This is a genomic window from Streptomyces sp. NBC_01477 (genome assembly GCF_036227245.1).
Lineage (GTDB): Bacteria > Actinomycetota > Actinomycetes > Streptomycetales > Streptomycetaceae > Actinacidiphila.
Genome location: NZ_CP109445.1, coordinates 7847957 through 7863396 on the forward strand (window position 1 = coordinate 7847957; position 15440 = coordinate 7863396).

General features: G+C 73.9%; 15 protein-coding genes and 1 pseudogene. 11 read left to right on the forward strand and 5 right to left on the reverse strand.

Annotated features, from left to right (window positions below; translation table 11 throughout):
• The first annotated feature begins 28 nt into the window (after positions 1–28).
• Positions 29–634 carry a PadR family transcriptional regulator gene (locus tag OHA86_RS33455; RefSeq protein WP_329181397.1) on the forward strand — a complete coding sequence of 202 codons (606 nt, stop codon included), beginning with the start codon at positions 29–31 and terminating at the stop codon, positions 632–634.
• 55 nt (positions 635–689) lie between these two features.
• On the opposite strand, the gene OHA86_RS33460 is transcribed toward OHA86_RS33455, so the two are convergent.
• On the reverse strand, positions 690–1715 hold the full coding sequence (locus tag OHA86_RS33460) for a LacI family DNA-binding transcriptional regulator (RefSeq protein ID WP_329181398.1): 1026 nt from the start codon (positions 1713–1715) through the stop codon (positions 690–692).
• A gap of 225 nt (positions 1716–1940) precedes the next feature.
• Between OHA86_RS33460 and OHA86_RS33465 the strand changes: the two genes are divergently transcribed.
• From OHA86_RS33465 to OHA86_RS33480, 4 genes are all read left to right on the forward strand, one after another.
• Positions 1941–4199, forward strand: a complete 2259-nt coding sequence (locus tag OHA86_RS33465; RefSeq protein WP_329181400.1) for a glycoside hydrolase family 3 N-terminal domain-containing protein — start codon at positions 1941–1943, stop codon at positions 4197–4199.
• Positions 4200–4374: 175 nt separating this feature from the next.
• Positions 4375–5097 (forward strand): pyridoxine/pyridoxamine 5'-phosphate oxidase, encoded by a 723-nt coding sequence (locus OHA86_RS33470; RefSeq protein WP_329181401.1) that lies wholly within the window; start codon positions 4375–4377, stop codon positions 5095–5097.
• Between the two features lie 100 nt (positions 5098–5197).
• Entirely contained in the window at positions 5198–5767 is a 570-nt protein-coding gene (locus OHA86_RS33475) for a Clp protease N-terminal domain-containing protein (protein ID WP_443071934.1), read from the forward strand.
• A 12-nt stretch (positions 5768–5779) separates the two neighbouring features.
• The gene (locus tag OHA86_RS33480) at positions 5780–6751 is read left to right on the forward strand and encodes an EamA family transporter (protein WP_329181403.1); all 972 of its coding nucleotides are present in this window, start codon (positions 5780–5782) and stop codon (positions 6749–6751) included.
• Between the two features lie 129 nt (positions 6752–6880).
• Here the strand turns inward: OHA86_RS33480 and OHA86_RS33485 are convergent.
• A pseudogene (locus OHA86_RS33485) lies at positions 6881–7027 on the reverse strand (hypothetical protein); the annotation flags it as partial.
• 511 nt (positions 7028–7538) lie between these two features.
• Here OHA86_RS33485 and OHA86_RS33490 point away from each other — a divergent pair.
• A complete protein-coding gene (locus OHA86_RS33490) occupies positions 7539–8579 on the forward strand; it encodes a DMT family transporter (protein WP_329181405.1) in 1041 nt (346 codons plus the stop codon).
• On the opposite strand, the gene OHA86_RS33495 is transcribed toward OHA86_RS33490, so the two are convergent.
• Positions 8494–9162 carry a pyridoxamine 5'-phosphate oxidase family protein gene (locus OHA86_RS33495; RefSeq protein WP_329181407.1) on the reverse strand — a complete coding sequence of 223 codons (669 nt, stop codon included), beginning with the start codon at positions 9160–9162 and terminating at the stop codon, positions 8494–8496. The genes OHA86_RS33490 and OHA86_RS33495 overlap by 86 nt on opposite strands.
• 34 nt (positions 9163–9196) lie before the next feature.
• On the opposite strand from OHA86_RS33495, the gene OHA86_RS33500 reads away from it, so the two are divergent.
• On the forward strand, positions 9197–10528 hold the full coding sequence (locus OHA86_RS33500) for an aminotransferase class I/II-fold pyridoxal phosphate-dependent enzyme (protein ID WP_329181409.1): 1332 nt from the start codon (positions 9197–9199) through the stop codon (positions 10526–10528).
• Here OHA86_RS33500 and OHA86_RS33505 read toward each other — a convergent pair.
• Complete coding sequence (locus OHA86_RS33505; RefSeq protein WP_329181411.1) at positions 10519–11508, reverse strand: DMT family transporter; 990 nt, start codon at positions 11506–11508, stop codon at positions 10519–10521. The genes OHA86_RS33500 and OHA86_RS33505 overlap by 10 nt on opposite strands.
• A gap of 72 nt (positions 11509–11580) precedes the next feature.
• Between OHA86_RS33505 and OHA86_RS33510 the strand changes: the two genes are divergently transcribed.
• Positions 11581–12483, forward strand: coding sequence for a LysR family transcriptional regulator (locus OHA86_RS33510; protein ID WP_329181413.1), 903 nt, complete (start codon positions 11581–11583; stop codon positions 12481–12483).
• 89 nt (positions 12484–12572) lie between these two features.
• On the opposite strand, the gene OHA86_RS33515 is transcribed toward OHA86_RS33510, so the two are convergent.
• Positions 12573–13085 carry a Rieske (2Fe-2S) protein gene (locus OHA86_RS33515; RefSeq protein WP_329181415.1) on the reverse strand — a complete coding sequence of 171 codons (513 nt, stop codon included), beginning with the start codon at positions 13083–13085 and terminating at the stop codon, positions 12573–12575.
• Between the two features lie 192 nt (positions 13086–13277).
• Here OHA86_RS33515 and OHA86_RS33520 point away from each other — a divergent pair, with 192 nt between their 5' ends.
• From OHA86_RS33520 to fabG, 3 genes are all read left to right on the forward strand, one after another.
• Positions 13278–14096 (forward strand): HipA family kinase, encoded by an 819-nt coding sequence (locus OHA86_RS33520; RefSeq protein WP_329181416.1) that lies wholly within the window; start codon positions 13278–13280, stop codon positions 14094–14096.
• The gene (locus OHA86_RS33525; RefSeq protein ID WP_329181418.1) at positions 14096–14479 is read left to right on the forward strand and encodes a DUF3037 domain-containing protein; all 384 of its coding nucleotides are present in this window, start codon (positions 14096–14098) and stop codon (positions 14477–14479) included. The genes OHA86_RS33520 and OHA86_RS33525 overlap by 1 nt, the downstream gene beginning before the upstream one ends.
• Before the next feature lie 186 nt (positions 14480–14665).
• A complete protein-coding gene (gene fabG, locus OHA86_RS33530) occupies positions 14666–15427 on the forward strand; it encodes a 3-oxoacyl-ACP reductase FabG (protein ID WP_329181421.1) in 762 nt (253 codons plus the stop codon).
• Positions 15428–15440 lie beyond the last annotated feature (13 nt).

A 15440-nucleotide genomic window follows, 5' to 3' on the forward strand; every position in this document is an offset into this window, starting at 1 on the left:
TCGCGAACGCTCACGATAGGAGAATGATATGTACGGGCATTCACATGGACACGACAACGGTCCCGGCCGGCGCGGCTGGGGCGAGCACGAAGGACGCAGGGCCGCCTTCGGACCCTTCGGGCCGCCCTTCGGCGGCGGGCCGTTCGGCCCCGGCGGCCGGGGGCGCGGCGGACCGCGCGGCCGGGCACGGCGGGGTGATGTGCGGGCGTCGATCCTGGCGCTGCTCAAGGACCGGCCGATGCACGGCTACGAGATGATCCAGGAGATCGCCGAGCGCAGCGGCGGCGCGTGGAAGCCGAGCCCCGGCTCGGTCTACCCGACGCTGCAGCTGCTGGAGGACGAGGGCCTGATCAGCAGCGCGAGCGAGGGCGGCAAGAAGCTGTTCACGCTCGCCGACGCCGGCCGGGCGGAAGCCGAGGCCGGCCCCGAGGCTCCGTGGGAGGACGCGGGGCGCGGCGTCGACTGGGACGCCATGAACGAGATAAGGAAGGCGGGCGGCGGCCTCATCGAGGCCTTCCGCCAGGTGTGGGCCACCGGCACCCCCGACCAGCGCGAGAAGGCGCTGACCGTGGTGAACGAGGCCCGCAAGAAGCTCTACCTGATCCTCGCCGACGAGGACGTCCAGCGGGGCTGACCCGCAGGGCGGCCGGGCGGCCGGAGGGCCGGGCAGGACCGGGCCGGTCCGGGGTTCACACCCCGGACCGGCTCGATCCGCGTATCAGCAGCCGGGTGGGGATGATCCGCGGCTGCGCCTCGGCGGTGTCCACCACCGTCGCGTCGATCAGGCCCCGCAGCGCCTCCACCGCCGCTTCCCCCAGGCCGCGCTGGTCCTGCGCGACCGTGCTCAGCGCCGGCCGTACCAGCGCCGCGGCGTCGATGTCGTCGAAGCCGACCACCGCCAGGTCGCCCGGCACCGTCAGCCCGGCGTCGGCCGCCGCGTGCACCGCGCCGATCGCCATCTGGTCGCCCGCGGCGAAGATCGCGGTGGGCCGGTCGGGCAGCGCGAGCAGCCGCTTGCCCGCGTTCTCCCCGCTGGCCAGGAAGAAGTCCCCTTCGGTCACGTACTCCGGCGGCACGCTCAGCCCGAGCCGGGCACAGGCCCGCAGGTAGCCCGCCAGGCGCTCGGCGGCCGGCGGCAGGTGCAGCGGCCCGGTCACGGTGGCGATCCTGCGGTGGCCCAGCTCGTACAGGTGCTGCACGGCGGCCTCCGCGCCCGCCGCGTTGTCCGAGCTGACCCGGACCGTACGCGGCCCGGTGAAGGCGGTGTCGATCCCCGCGCAGGGCACCGTGGAATCGGCCAGCACCCGCAGGCAGCGGTCGTCCGGCGGGGTGGTCAGCACGATCACCCCCTCCAGGTTGTGCCGCTGGACCGCCTGGAGATGGGCGTTGTCCTGGTCCTGCGCGCCGGGCGTGGTCAGCAGCATCAGGTGGTAGTCCGCCTCGGACAGCGCGGTGCGCACGGCGCTCAGCAGTCCGAGCAGGAACGGGTTGTGCTGGCCCATCGCCTCCTGCCCGCTGTCCCACACCAGCCCGATGGTGTCCGAGCGGCGCCGCACCAGGGTGCGGGCGGGCTCGTTGGGCGCGTAGCCCAACTCGCTCGCCAGCCGCCGGATCTTGGCGCGGGTCGCCTCGCTCACCTCGGCCCGGTCGTTCAGCGCCCGGGAGACGGTGGCGGTCGACACACCGCTGCGGCGGGCGAGTTCACGGATGTTCACGGCATACCCGTTCTGCGCGAGTGGACATGAGGACGCGATGACGACGATACGGGGGCGGCACAAGGGCGCGGGAAAAACCTTCCTGCGCACAGTCTTGACGATCAGTCGGGGCAAGGACAGACTTCCCGCCGATCGGAAACGTTTACGGCTATCGGCCCCGGTCCGCCGGGGACCCCCAACAGGAACGGGACGCCTGCGATGCCAACGAACGCTCGACGACTACGTATGAGAAGCCTCCTGACACTCGCCACCGCAGCCGCCTGTGTGGCCGCGGTGGCCTCCGTACCGGCGGAGGCCGGCGACAATCCCAGCTACACCAATGCCAAGGCCCCGATCGATGTCCGGGTCAAGGATCTCCTCAAGCGGATGACGCTGGAGGAGAAAATCGGGCAGATGGATCAGATCTCGGTCGTCAACATGCAGGGCGACTGCCAGTGGAGCGGCGGTGCCTTCACCGAATCCTGCATGAAGTCGGTGCTGGTCGACAATGCCGCGGGCTCGATCCTGTCCGGCGGCGGCGCCGGTCCCACCGTGAACACGCCCACCAACTGGGCGACGATGGTCAACACCGTGCAGAAGTACGCGGTCGAGAAGACCCGCCTGCACATCCCGATCATCTACGGCGTCGACGCCGTGCACGGCCACAACAACGTGCTGGGCGCCACGATCTTCCCGCAGGAGATCGGCCTGGGCTCCAGCTGGGACCCGGAGCTGGTCAAGGACGCCGGCGCGTCCACCGCCAAGGCGGTCGCCGCCACCGGCATCGACTGGAATTTCGCCCCGGTCACCGACATCGCGCGCGACCAGCGGTGGGGCCGCTACTACGAGACCTTCGGCGAGGACCCGCTGCTGTCCGGCACCCTGGCGTCCGCCGCGGTGACCGGCATCCAGGGCGCGGGCGGCGCCAAGAACGTCGCCGCCACCGTCAAGCACTTCGGCGGCTACGGCGAACCCGGCAACGGCCACGACCGGGTGCCCGGCGACGTCTCGATCCGCTACCTCCAGGACACGCTGCTCCCGTCGTACAAGCAGGCCGTGGACGCCGGCGCGATGTCGGTGATGGTCAACTCCGGTGCGATCAACGGCATTCCGGCGACCTCGTCGCACTACCTGCTGACCGATGTGCTGCGCGGCCAGTGGGGCTTCCAGGGCGTCGAGGTCAGCGACTGGCAGGACGTCCGCGCGCTGCAGACCAGCTACCACATCGCCGCCGACTATCCCGAGGCCATCGCCAAGGCCGTCAACGCGGGCCTGGACATGGCCATGGAGCCGTACGACGCGCAGGGCTGGAGCGACGGGCTCAAGACCGCCGTCCAGCGCGGCCTGGTCTCGGTCAAGCGGATCGACCAGTCGGTGAGCCGGATCCTGACCATGAAGTTCAAGCTGGGCCTGTTCGAACACCCCTACGTGGACGCCGCGAAGGCCGACTCCCGGGTGATCGGCGCCGACACCGCGCTCGCGAGGCAGGCCGCGGACGAGTCGCAGGTGCTGCTGCGCAACGACGGCAATGTGCTGCCGATCTCCTCGTCCGCGAAGAAGATCGTCGTCGCCGGCTCCTACGCCGACGACATCAACGACCAGGCGGGCGGCTGGACCGTCGGCTGGCAGGGCGTCCCCGACGGTGTGAAACTCCCCGGCACCACCGTGCTGCAGGGCATCAAGGAGGCCGCGCCCTCCGGTACGTCCGTGGTCCGCGCGACCTCCGCGGACGACGCGGTGGCGCAGGCGAAGGACGCCGACCTGACCGTCGTCGTGGTCGGCGAGAAGGCGGCGGCCGAGGGCTCGGCCGATGCCCCGCGGCCGGAGCTGTCCGCCGACCAGCAGGCGCTCGTCAGCTCGCTCAAGGCGACCGGCAAGCCGGTGGTCACCGTGGTGATCGCCGGACGCCCGCTGGTGCTCGGCGCCGCCGACGGCACCCAGGGCCTGCTGATGTCCTGGCTGCCCGGCAGCGAGGGCGGCCACGCGGTCGCCGACGTGCTCTTCGGCAAGGTCAACCCGAGCGGCCGGCTGAGCGCGTCCTGGCCCAAGGACGTCGGCAATGAGCCGCTGTACTACCAGCAGCTCCCCGGCACCAACAGCGGCCCCGAGTCCTCCTACGACGCGGCCTACCGCTTCGGCGCCGGACTGTCCTACACCAGCTACGCCTTCGACTCCGTCAAGGCCGGCTCGGCGACCGCCCGCACCCGCGACACCATCAGCCTCAAGGTCGGCGTCGCCAACACCGGGAACCGGGCCGGCGACCTGGTCGTGCCGGTCTACGTCTCGCAGCCGTCGAGCGATGTGCTCGCACCGCCCACCAAGCTGGTCGCCTTCACCAAGGTGCACTTGGCGGCCGGCCGGAGCACGACGGTGACCCTCAAGGTGCCGCCGAGCCGACTGGCCGTCACCCCGGGCGACATCGACGGTTCGGGCAAGCAGCAGGTGGCCCCCGGCGCCTACGTCTTCACGGTCGGCACCCAGACCACCACCGTCACCCTGCACTGACCGCGCCACCGGCCGTCCAACGGCCGCGCACTGCCACGGCGGGCCGTGGACGAGGACCCCTCCTCGTCCGCGGCCCGCCGTGCCGCGTGCGCTCCGCCGCCGTACCGGGAAGGCTGGGGTACGGCGGCCGGCGCCACAGCCGGCCGCGCGGAACCGTACGGCAGCAGGAGGACACATGCAGGGCAGGGACCAGGACGGCGACGCCGTCGACGGCGGGAGCGCCGGCAGCGCCGCGGCGGACCGCGAGCTGCTGGACCGGATCAGGGCCGCACCGGTGCTCGCCGGGCCGCTGCCGCACTTCGACCCGGACACCGCGCCCGCCGCCCCCGGGCCGCTCTTCGCCGACTGGCTGGACCGGGCGCTGGCCGACGGCGTACCCGAACCGCAGATCGTGACGCTGAGCACGGCCGCCGCCGACGGCACCCCCAGCGCCCGGGTGCTGCTGCTGCGCGGCCTCGACTCCGCCGACTGCGCCTTCGTCTTCGCCGGCGACTCCGGCAGCGGCAAGGGCCAGGACCTCGCCGCCCGTCCCGTCGCGGCCCTGACCTGGTACTGGCCCGCGCACGGCCGGCAGATCCGGATGGCGGGACCGGTGGACGTCCTCGGTGAGGAGGCCACCCGGCGGGACTACCTCGGCCGCTCGCCCGCCGCCCGCATCGCCGGCTTCACCGGCCGCACCTCCGCGCCGCTGGACGGACCCGGGGAGTACGAGCGCGAGCACCGCGCGGCCGAGGCGCTGGTGGCCGCGGAACCGGGCCGGGTGCCCGCGACCCACACCGTCTACCGGCTGCGCGCGCGGGAGGCGGAATTCTTCCAGGCCGACCCGGCACGCTGGCACCTGCGGCTGCGCTACACCCGCGACGGCGACGGCTGGACCCGCACTTTGCTGTGGCCATGACTCATCCCCGCGGAGGAGGCCCCGGCGGGCGACCCCCTCCGCGGGCGGAGGCCGGAATGCCCCGCTGAGCCGATGCGGCACACCCCCGGGGCCTGGTGGGATGGATGGTGTGTACAGCGACCAAGGGCCGCCGCTCGCCGCGGCCCACCCGGCGGACGACGCCCACCTCACCACTGAGGTGCGCGTCGTGGCCGCCAGCGCGCGGCGGCGCGCGGTCAGGGACGGGGACGCGCTGGCCGACACCGCCCATCTGCTGCACTCACTGCTGGAGAACGACCCCGACGCCCGCGCCGCCTGCGACACCCCGGCCGGCCGGGCCGCCCGGGTGCTCGGCTACCTGGTGCAGCGCAGCATCGGGTACGGGCTGCGCTGGCGCGGCTCGGTGGAGGACTCCGGGGCGCTGCCCGTCCTGCCGGCGGCCATGCCCGGCTGGAGCCCGGCCGCCGCGGCGGCCTTCCACACCGCGGTGGACCTGGCCCGGCAGCGCGGCGGGGCGCAGGCCGACGGTATCGACCTGCTGCACGCGCTGGCCGCCGACCCCGGCTGCCGGGCGGCCGACGTCCTGCGCGCGGCCGGCCTCGACCCGGACGACCTGCACGAGGCTCCGGGACCCGTACCCGGCCCGCGTGGTGTCAGGGATATCCGGGGTGACGGTACTGTCGGCGACTGACATGATGACCTGATGCACGCATCAGCGCACAGGACCAGCGGACTTGGGCTCGCGCTGCTGTCGGCATGCGCCTTCGGCGGCTCGGGCGTGGCCGCCAAACCGCTCATCGACCTCGGCCTCGACCCGCTCCAGGTGGTGTGGATGCGGGTGGCGGGCGCCGCCCTCATCCTGCTGCCGGTGGCCCTGCGCTCCCGCGCCCTGCTCAGGCAACGCCCCGGCCTCGTCGCCGGATTCGGCATCTTCGCCATCGCGGGCTGCCAGGCGCTCTACTTCGTGGCCATCGCCCGCATCCCGGTCGGCATCGCCATCCTGGTCGAATTCCTCGGCCCCGCCCTGCTGCTGGGCTGGATCCGCTTCGTCCAGCGCCGCCCGGTCACCCGGGCCGCCGCATTCGGCGTCGTCCTGGCCATGGCCGGTATGACCTGCGTCGTCGAAGTCTGGTCGGGGCTCGCCTTCGACGCGCTCGGGCTGCTCTACGCCTTCGGGGCCGCGTGCTGCCAGGTCGCGTATTTCGTCCTCGCCGACCACGGCGCCGGCGAGGCCGAGGCACCCGAGCCGATCACCGTCATCGCCCACGGCCTCGTCATCGCCGCCGTCGCCCTCACCGCCGTCGCCCACCCCTGGACCATGCAGTGGTCCGTGCTCGGCCACCAGGCCGCGCTCGGCGACCGCGATGTGCCCGCGGTGCTGCTGATCGGCTGGATCGTGCTGGTCTCCACCGTCGTCGCCTACCTGACCGGGGTGCTCGCGGTCCGCACCCTCAGCCCGCAGGTGGCCGGTGTCGTCGCCGGCCTCGAAGCGGTCGTCGCCACGGTGCTGGCCTGGGTCCTGCTCGCGGAACACCTCGGCCCCGCCCAGGTCACCGGCGGCGCGCTGGTGCTGGCCGGCGCGCTCGTCGCCCAGACCGCCGCCGCTGCCGGCCGCCCCGGCGCTCCGGAGGCGCAGCCCGACGCTCTGCTGGAGCCCGAGCCCAGCGCGTCCTGACCGCGCGGTCCTTGGCCTTGTGCCTTCGGCCCTCGGCCAGCCGAAGGACACCCGCTCCAGCCAGGAGCCCAGCAGCCCCGTGTCGCCGAGCACCTCGACACCGGCGGTGTACGGGGAGCGCCGCTTGCAGACGATCAGCAGCAGGTCGGTGAGCGGCCCGCGGACCGCCACCGCGGCCTTCTCGCGCGCGCGGCGCCAGGCCAGTACGTCCCCGGTGAGGTCCACCACCCACTCGGCGCCGGCGTCCTGCGGGGTGTCCGTGGCGTGAAAGTGCAGGGTGCGGCCGGGCGGCGCGGGGAGCTGCGCGCCCGGCCGCGCCGGTGGTCAAGGTGACAGGTCTCGGCACGTGGCATCCGCCCAGGGGCGCGAGGAACGGCGCGGGCTACCGAGACGCACCGGCAGTGTGAAGGCCGCGGCACGTGGCAGCCCCTGAGGTGCGCGGGGAGCTGCGCGCCCGGCCGCGATGGCGGTCAAGGCGACAGGCCACCGCACGTGGCACTCACCCAGGGGCGCGAGCCACAGCGCACCGGCGCGGTGAAGGTCGCAGGACAGGGCACCCGCCCCGGGGGTGCAGGGCCGGCGGGGCAGGCGCGTGGGCTCCCTCTCCCCGGCGGGAGCCATATCGTGGGGGGATGCATTCCACCGTGCTCCCCCCTCCCGCAGCCTGACGCGGGCAGCGGCCTCCGAGATGACGTAGGACACGGCCCGGGTCGTACGACCCGGGACGGTCGGTGCTGCCCGCACACGGACGAGCTGACCGACCCCCCTTCCTCCACGGGAGAATTCCGTGTCATTCAGGCATGCCCCGGCCACCCGGGGCCTGATCTATGTCGTCGTCGCAGCAACAGGCTGGGGCACCGCGGGCGCCGTGGCGGCGGCCCTTTACGGCGGCAGCGGCCTCGGCCCGCTGGCCCTCACCTTCTGGCGCGCCGCAGGCGGCTTCGCGCTGCTGCTCGCGGTCCGGCTGCTGCGCCGCCGCCCGGCGCAGGGCGTGGCGCGGGGCGTGACGGCGCCGCGCGGGGCGGCAGTACGCAGGGCGCTGGCCACCGGCGCCGGCCTCACCGTCTTCCAGGCCGCCTACTTCTGCGCGGTCCGCTCCACCGGGCTCGCGGTCGCCACCGTCGTGACGCTCGGCTCGGGCCCGGTGCTGATCGCGCTGGCGGCCCGGCTGACGATGGGCGAACGGCTCGGCCGCGGCGGCGCCCTGGCCGTGGCCGGCGCGCTCGGCGGGCTGGCCGTCCTGGTGCTGGGCGGCGGCGCGGGTGACGCCGTCCGCCCGGCCGGCGTCGGACTCGCTGTGCTGTCCGCGGCGGGCTATGCCGCGATCACCTTGCTGACCCGCTGGTGGGGGCGGCAGGGCGTGGCCGGGGACCCGTTCGACACCTCGATGTGGGCCTTCGGGATCTGCGCGGCGCTGCTGCTCCCGGCGGCCTGGGCCGAGGGGCTGCTGCCGCACGCGGCCCGGCTCGGCCGCACCCTGCTGCTGCTCGGCTACCTCGTGTCGGTGCCCACCGCCCTGGCCTACGGCCTGTACTTCGCGGGCGCCGCGGTGCTGCGCTCCGCGACGGTGTCGGTGGTCGCGCTGATCGAACCGGTGTCGGCGACCGTCCTCGCCGTCACCCTGCTCGGCGAACACCTCACCGCGGCCACCGTGCTGGGCACCGCCTGCCTGCTGGGCGCGGTCGGCGTGCTGGTCGCCGACGAGGTCCGCGGCATACGGCGCCCGCCCCGGCGGGCGGCGGTCAGTGCCGCCTTGGCGGCAGATAGTCGGGCAGCGGCTCGTCCTGGCCCGGAAGCTCGGCGCGTTCCGGAGCGCCGTAGGAGGTGATGACGGGGACCACGCCGGACCAGTAGGGGAGCGAGAGGTCCTCCGACTCCTCGCTGGGGCCGCCGGCGCGGAGCTTCGCCGACACCTCGTGCAGGTCGAGGCGTATCACGGCGGTCGACGCGAGTTCCTTCGCGTTCGGCCGCCGTGAGTCGGCGGAGCGGCCCGGGATCGCGTGGTCGACGATCGCGTCGAGGGCGGCGGCCCGCTCCTCGGGGTCCATGACCTGGTGGGCGGTGCCGTGGACCACCACGGAGCGGTAGTTGATCGAGTGGTGGAAGGCGGACTTGGCCAGTACCAGGCCGTCCACGTGCGTCACGGTCAGGCATACCGCCAGGCCGTCGTCCGCCGCTCCCCGCAGCGGGCGGGACCCGGTGGACCCGTGCACGTACAGCCGCTCGCCGCTGCGGGCGTAGAGCGTCGGCAGGACCACGGGCGCGCCGTCCCGGATGAAGCCGAGGTGGCAGACGTAGCCCTCGTCGAGGATGGCGTGCACGGTCTCGCGGTCGTAGGCGGCGCGCTCCCTGGAGCGGGTGGGGGTGCTGCGGTCGGTGGCGGTATAGCCGGCGGGGGGTGCGGTGGCCATGCGCGATCCTTTGAACTAGTGCATAATCCCGTTTGTGCTAGGAGAGTATCGAATTACCGGTCGGGGCGCATCGGGTATCGCCGCGGACATCGAGAGCGCCGTGGGCAGCGGCACGCTCCGGCCGGGTGCGGCACTGCCGCCGCTGCGGGAACTGGCCGCGGACCTGGCGGTCAACCCGAACACCGTGGCGGCTGCCTACCGATTGCTGCGCGACCGTGGGGTCATCGAGACCGCGGGCCGCCGCGGCAGCCGGGTCAGGGCCCGGCCGGCGACCGCGCCGCGCGACCAGATCCGGATCGCCGTGCCGCCCGGCGCGCGGGACATCTCCGCGGGCAACCCCGACCCCGCGCTGCTGCCGCCGCTGGCCGAAGCGCTCGCCGCTGCCGCCGCCGGGCACGCGCGGACGCCCGCGCTCTACGGCGGGCCGCCGGTGGACGAGGAGCTGGGCCGGCTGGCCCGCGCCGCGCTGGACGCGGACGGCGTGCCCGCGGGTCCGGTCGGCCTCACCTCGGGCTCGCTCGACGCCATGGACCGGGTGCTGACGGCGCATCTGCGGCCGGGCGACACCGTGGCCGTCGAGGACCCGGGCTGGGGGAGTGTGCTCGACCTGGTGTCGGCGCTGGGGCTGCGGGCGGTGCCGGTCGCGGTGGACGACGACGGTCCGGTGACCGCGGAGGTGGACCGCGCGCTGCGGGCCGGGGCGCGCGCCCTGGTGGTGACCGACCGCGGGCAGAATCCGACCGGCGCGGCCCTGTCGGCGGACCGCGCGGGCGAACTGCGCGCCCTGCTGGCCGACCACCGCGACCTGCTGGTCATCGACGACGACCATGTGAGCGGCCTGGTCGACCTGCCGCTGCACTGCCTGTCGGGCGTCACCGACCACTGGGCGCTGGTGCGTTCGGTCGCGAAGGCCTACGGCCCCGACCTGCGGCTGGCGCTCTACACCGGCGACGCCACAACCGTGGACCGCGTACGCGGCAGGCACCGGCTCGGCGCGGGCTGGGTGAGCCATCTGCTCCAGCGCACCCTGGTCCACCTCTGGCAGACCGGCGCGGTCGACCCGGCGGCGGTCGCCAGGTCGTACGGCGAGCGGCGCGAGGCGCTGGTACGGGCGCTGGCCGCCCGGGGTGTGCCGGCCCACGGCCGCAGCGGCATGAACGTCTGGGTGCCGGTCAGCGACGAGACCGGCGCGGTCGCCGGGCTGCTCCAGCACGGCTGGGCGGTCGCGCCGGGCGCCCGCTTCCGGGTGGCCTCGGCGCCCGGTGTGCGGCTGACCGTCTCACCGCTCGGCCCGGACGACATCGCGCCGCTGGCCGACGCGGTCGCCGAGGTGCTGCACGGCCCGGGCGCCGGCCGCTACGGCTGAGCCCCGGCAGCCGGCCGCGGCTTGGGCCGCCGCTGGGTCAAAGCGGCGCCGACCAGGATCACCACCGCGCCGACCGGTTCGTTCCAGTGCAGGGTCTCGCCGAGCAGGGTCACGCCCGCGGTCGTCGCGACGATGGGTATCAGATACGTCACCATCGCGCCGATCGTCGGCCCCTTCTCGGCGACCAGCCCGTACTGGATCAGGAAGGCCACACCGGTGCCCAGCGCGCCCAGCGCCAGCACCGACAGCACCGACTTGGCCGGCCAGGAGTCCGGCATCGAGGTGAAGAACGGCGTGACGAGCAGCAGCTGCACGGTGCCGAGCAGCAACTGGCTGGCGGACACGGCCAGATGCGAACTGCCGGTGCCGGACAGGGTGCGCCGGACGTACGCCCAGCCCACCGCGTAACTGAAGGCCGCGGTCAGCGCCATCAGCGTGCCCTTGGGGTCCTGCCCGGAGAAGCCCTGCCAGGCGCCGAGCACGGTCAGCACCCCGATGAAGCCCAGTCCGACACCGGCGAAGCGCTCCCTGGACGGCCGGTCCTCGGACAGTGCGACGAGCGAGACCAGCATCGAGAACAGCGGGGTGGCCGCGTTGCATATCCCGGCCAGCATCGACGGGATGGTCTGCTCGGCAGTGGCGAAGAGGGTGAACGGCAGCGAATTGAGCAGGAAGGCGGCGACCGCCAGATGCAGCCAGGTCCGCGGACCGCGCGGCAGCCGCTCGCGCTTGACCGCGACCGCCGCGGCGAGCACCGCCGTGCCGAACACCATCCGGCCCAGCGTCACCTGGAGCGGGGCGAAGGCCTCATTGCCCACCTTCATGAACAGGAAGCTGAATCCCCAGACCAGGCCGAGCGCGGCAAAGCGGATCCGCCAGTCCAGCGCGGACCGGCGCGCGGGCGTCGCGGCGCCGGGCGCGGCGGCCGGTGCGGGCGGGGGAGCGATTGCGGCGGAAGGGCTCTCGGCAGGTGCGGTCATGGATCCACGATGACGGCTGGGACCTCGTAGAACAAGCGAGATTTCGTACACAGTCGGCGTAGTATTTCTTACATGTTGAGTCTGGAACGGCTGCGCGTCCTGCATGCCATCGACACCTACGGCTCGGTGAGCGCCGCGGCGGACGTGCTCAGCGTGACCACCTCCGCGGTCTCGCAGCAGATGGCCAAGCTGGAGCGGGAGACCGGGCAGGCGCTGCTGGCCAGGAGCGGGCGCGGGGTGCGGCTCACCGACGCGGGACGCCTGCTGTCCGGGCACGCCGAGCGGATCCTGTCCCTGGTCGAGCTGGCGCACGCCGACCTGGAGGCGCACCGGGGAGCCGCGGTCGGCGACCTGCTCGCCGGCGCCTTTCCCACCGCGGTCCGCGGGCTGTTCCCCGCCGCGCTCACCGAGCTGCGGCGCGAGCACCCGCACCTGCGCACGACGGTGCACGAGCTGGAGCCGCACGACTCGCTGGTGCGGCTCAACCGCGGCGACATCGACCTGGCGGTCGTCCTCGACTGGTACAACAAGCCGCTGTCCCTGCCCGGCGGGCTGGCCAAGGCTCCGCTGTGCGACGACATCGTCGACGTGGCCCTGCCGGCCGGCCACCGGCTGGAGGGGCGGGCGCAGATCGACCTCGACGAGCTGGCCGAGGACGCGTGGATCGCCTGGCCGGACGGCGGCTTCTGCCACGAGTGGCTGCTGTTCACCCTGCGGGGCAAGGGGGTCGAGCCGCGGGTCGCGCACCACGCGGAGGAGCACGCCACCGTGCTCGCGCTGGTCGCCGCGGGCCTCGGCGTCGCGGTCATCCCCCGGCTCGGCCGCGACCCGATGCCGGAGGGCGTACGGGTGGTGCCGGTACGCCACACCATGCGGCGGCACGTCTACGCCGTCTGGCGCGAGGACGCCGACCGCCGCCCGGCGATCCGGGCGGCGGTGGACGCACTCGGCACGGCGGCGCGCCGCTCTTCCTGACGGGGATACAGCCGCGCCCCCGCAGGTGGTCGCGCCCCCGCGGACAGCCCCGCCCCGCAGCCGGCCGCGCCCCCGCGGACGCGGGCGGCTCAGGCGAGCGACACGGTGTCGCCGGAGACGGCGACCGACTTGGCGGGCAGCGCGCTGGTGGCCGGGCCATGGGCCACGGAGCCGTCGGCGACGTGGAATCTGCTGCCGTGGCAGTGGCAGTTGATCATGCCGTCGGAGACGTCGGAGACAGTGCACCCCTGGTGGGTGCAGACGGCGGAGAAGCCCTTGAAGTCGCCGGCCGTCGGCTGGGTGACGACCACCTTCTGGTCGGCGAAGACCTTCCCGCCGCCGACCGGGATGTCCGCGGTCTTCCCCAGCGCGGCGACCCCGGCGCCCCCGGACGCGGACGAGGCGGACGGCGCGGCGGTGTCGGAAGGCGTCTGGGACGGGGTGTCCGACGCGGCGGCCCCGGACGAGGGGGCGTCGGCCTTCGACCCCGAGTCCGAGTCGGACCCGCACGCGGTCAGTACCGCGGCGAGACCGGCGCCGCCCGCGGCGGCGAAGACGGTGCGGCGGGTCGGGGGCATGGAGGATCCGGGTGTTTCGGCCATGAACTGCGTCCTGTCCGCTGGTGGGGCCGGGCGGAGTACGACCGTCCGGCAGCGTGTTGCCACGCGTGTCCGTTGATACGGGCGATCACGGCGATCCGTTCAACGGCGCGCGGGGGAATTCCCCCGGGTGTCGCAGCAGCCCCTCGGCCACCAGCCGTCCGGGCGCCGCCGCGACCCCGATAACCTGGCGCGATGCTGAGAGATGTGACGGGTATCCGCTATGTGACGCCGCTGCGCGAGGGCGGCTCGGTGCCCGGAGTGGTCGAGGCCGACGACCTCGGCACGTACGTGGTGAAATTCACCGGCGCCGCCCAGGGCCGCAAGGCGCTGATCGCCGAGGTGATCGCCGGGGAGCTGGCCCGCAGGCTGGGGCTGCGGGTGCCGGAGCTGGTGCGCTTCGACTTCGACCCGGTGATCGGCCTCGGCGAGCCGGACGAGGAGATCCAGGACCTGCTGAAGGCCAGCGGCGGCCTCAACCTCGGGATGGACTTCCTGCCCGGCTCGCTCGGCTTCGACCCGCTGGTCTTCGGCGTCGAGCCCGCGGAGGCGGGCCGCATCGTCTGGTTCGACGCGCTGATCGGCAATGTCGACCGGTCCTGGCGCAATCCCAACCTCCTGGTGTGGCACCGCAATGTGTGGCTCATCGACCACGGCGCCTCGCTGATCTGGCACCACAACTGGAAGAGCGCGCAGGCCGCCGCCGCGAAGGCCTACGACGCCTCCGACCACGCCCTGTCGCGCTTCTCGCCGCAGCCTGCCGCCGCCGCGGCCGAACTGGCGCCGCTGGTGACCGCGGACCTGCTCGCCGAGGTCACCGCGCTGGTCCCCGACGAGTGGCTGACCGACGAGCCCGGCTTCGGGTCGCCGGACGACGTACGCCGGGCGTACGGCGAACTGCTGGCCGCGCGGGCGGCGGACATCCACGAACGCATCACGCTCGCACCCGTGCAGCGTGACCGGCAGCCGCCGCCGGAGTGGCTGCGTACCTGGGTCGAGGGGAAGAACGCCTGATGAGCCGGCGCGAGGTGTTCGAGTACGCGCTGGTGCGCGTGGTGCCGCGGATCGAGCGCGGCGAGATGATCAACGCCGGGGTGCTGGTCTACTGCCGGGCCAGGAGCTTCGTCGGCGCCCGGGTGCACCTGGACGAGACCCGGCTGCGCTGCCTGGACCCCGGGGTGGACGTGGCCGGGGTCCGGGCGGCGCTGCGCGGCTACCAGGAGATCTGCGCGGGCGGCGACGACGCGGGGCAGGCGGGCGGCGACGACCCGGGGCGCCGCTTCCGCTGGCTGACCGCGCCCCGCAGCACCATCGTGCAGCCGGGGCCGATCCACACCGGGCTGACCGCCGACCCGCGGGCCGAGGCCGACCGGCTGCTGGCCCTGCTGGTCCACTGAGCCGGCGCGGCGGTGTGCGGCGGCGGTGCGCCCGTACCGCCGCCGTCCGGTGCGCTGAGCCACATCGCCCGTAGTGGCGTTGACACTGGGTCACTGTCCTCCTACGGTTTCGGCTACGGGACCTACTAAGCGGTCGCTCATGCGTCGAGGCGCTGGCCGGCCGCACCACAGGGTTGAGGAGAACAGATGTCCAGCACGGAGCAGCGCGTCGCGATCGTCACCGGCGCCGCCCGCGGAATCGGCGCCGCCACCGCGCTACGGCTGGCCGCGGAGGGCCGGGCCGTCGCCGTACTCGACCTCGACGAGAGCGCCTGCAAGGACACCGTCGACACCATCACCGCGGCCGGCGGCCGGGCCCTCGCGGTGGGCGCCGACGTGTCGGACGAGGCCCAGGTCGAGGCCGCCGTCGCCAGGGTCGCCGCCGAACTCGGCGCGCCCACCGTCCTGGTGAACAACGCCGGTGTGCTCCGCGACAACCTGCTGTTCAAGATGAGCGCGGGGGACTGGGACACCGTCATGAACGTCCACCTGCGCGGCGCCTTCCTGATGACCCGTGCCGCGCAGCGCCACATGGTCGACGCGCACTTCGGCCGGGTGGTCAACCTCTCCTCGTCCTCCGCCCTCGGCAACCGCGGCCAGGCCAACTACTCCGCCGCCAAGGCGGGCCTCCAGGGCTTCACCAAGACCCTGGCCATCGAGCTGGGCAAATTCGGCGTCACCGCCAACGCCGTCGCCCCCGGCTTCATCGCCACCGACATGACCGCCGCCACCGCCGCCCGGGTCGGCATGGGCTTCGAGGACTTCAAGAACGCCGCCGCGAGCCAGATCCCGGTCCAGCGGGTCGGCATTCCGGAGGACGTCGCGGGCGCCATCGCCTTCTTCACCGGCGACGACGCGGGATTCATCTCGGGCCAGGTGCTGTACGTCGCCGGCGGCCCGCTCAACTGACCGGCCGGAGGCC

Excerpts from the sequence above, each read along its gene's own strand:
- OHA86_RS33455 (WP_329181397.1), top strand. The coding sequence starts at position 29 with ATGTACGGGCATTCACATGGACACGACAACGGTCCCGGCCGGCGCGGC.
- OHA86_RS33465 (WP_329181400.1), top strand. The coding sequence starts at position 1,941 with ATGAGAAGCCTCCTGACACTCGCCACCGCAGCCGCCTGTGTGGCCGCG.
- OHA86_RS33470 (WP_329181401.1), top strand. The coding sequence starts at position 4,375 with ATGCAGGGCAGGGACCAGGACGGCGACGCCGTCGACGGCGGGAGCGCC.
- OHA86_RS33475 (WP_443071934.1), top strand. The coding sequence starts at position 5,198 with ATGGATGGTGTGTACAGCGACCAAGGGCCGCCGCTCGCCGCGGCCCAC.
- OHA86_RS33480 (WP_329181403.1), top strand. The coding sequence starts at position 5,780 with ATGCACGCATCAGCGCACAGGACCAGCGGACTTGGGCTCGCGCTGCTG.
- OHA86_RS33495 (WP_329181407.1), bottom strand. The coding sequence starts at position 9,162 with ATGGCCACCGCACCCCCCGCCGGCTATACCGCCACCGACCGCAGCACC.
- OHA86_RS33505 (WP_329181411.1), bottom strand. The coding sequence starts at position 11,508 with ATGACCGCACCTGCCGAGAGCCCTTCCGCCGCAATCGCTCCCCCGCCC.
- OHA86_RS33510 (WP_329181413.1), top strand. The coding sequence starts at position 11,581 with ATGTTGAGTCTGGAACGGCTGCGCGTCCTGCATGCCATCGACACCTAC.
- OHA86_RS33515 (WP_329181415.1), bottom strand. The coding sequence starts at position 13,085 with ATGGCCGAAACACCCGGATCCTCCATGCCCCCGACCCGCCGCACCGTC.
- OHA86_RS33520 (WP_329181416.1), top strand. The coding sequence starts at position 13,278 with ATGCTGAGAGATGTGACGGGTATCCGCTATGTGACGCCGCTGCGCGAG.
- OHA86_RS33525 (WP_329181418.1), top strand. The coding sequence starts at position 14,096 with ATGAGCCGGCGCGAGGTGTTCGAGTACGCGCTGGTGCGCGTGGTGCCG.
- fabG (WP_329181421.1), top strand. The coding sequence starts at position 14,666 with ATGTCCAGCACGGAGCAGCGCGTCGCGATCGTCACCGGCGCCGCCCGC.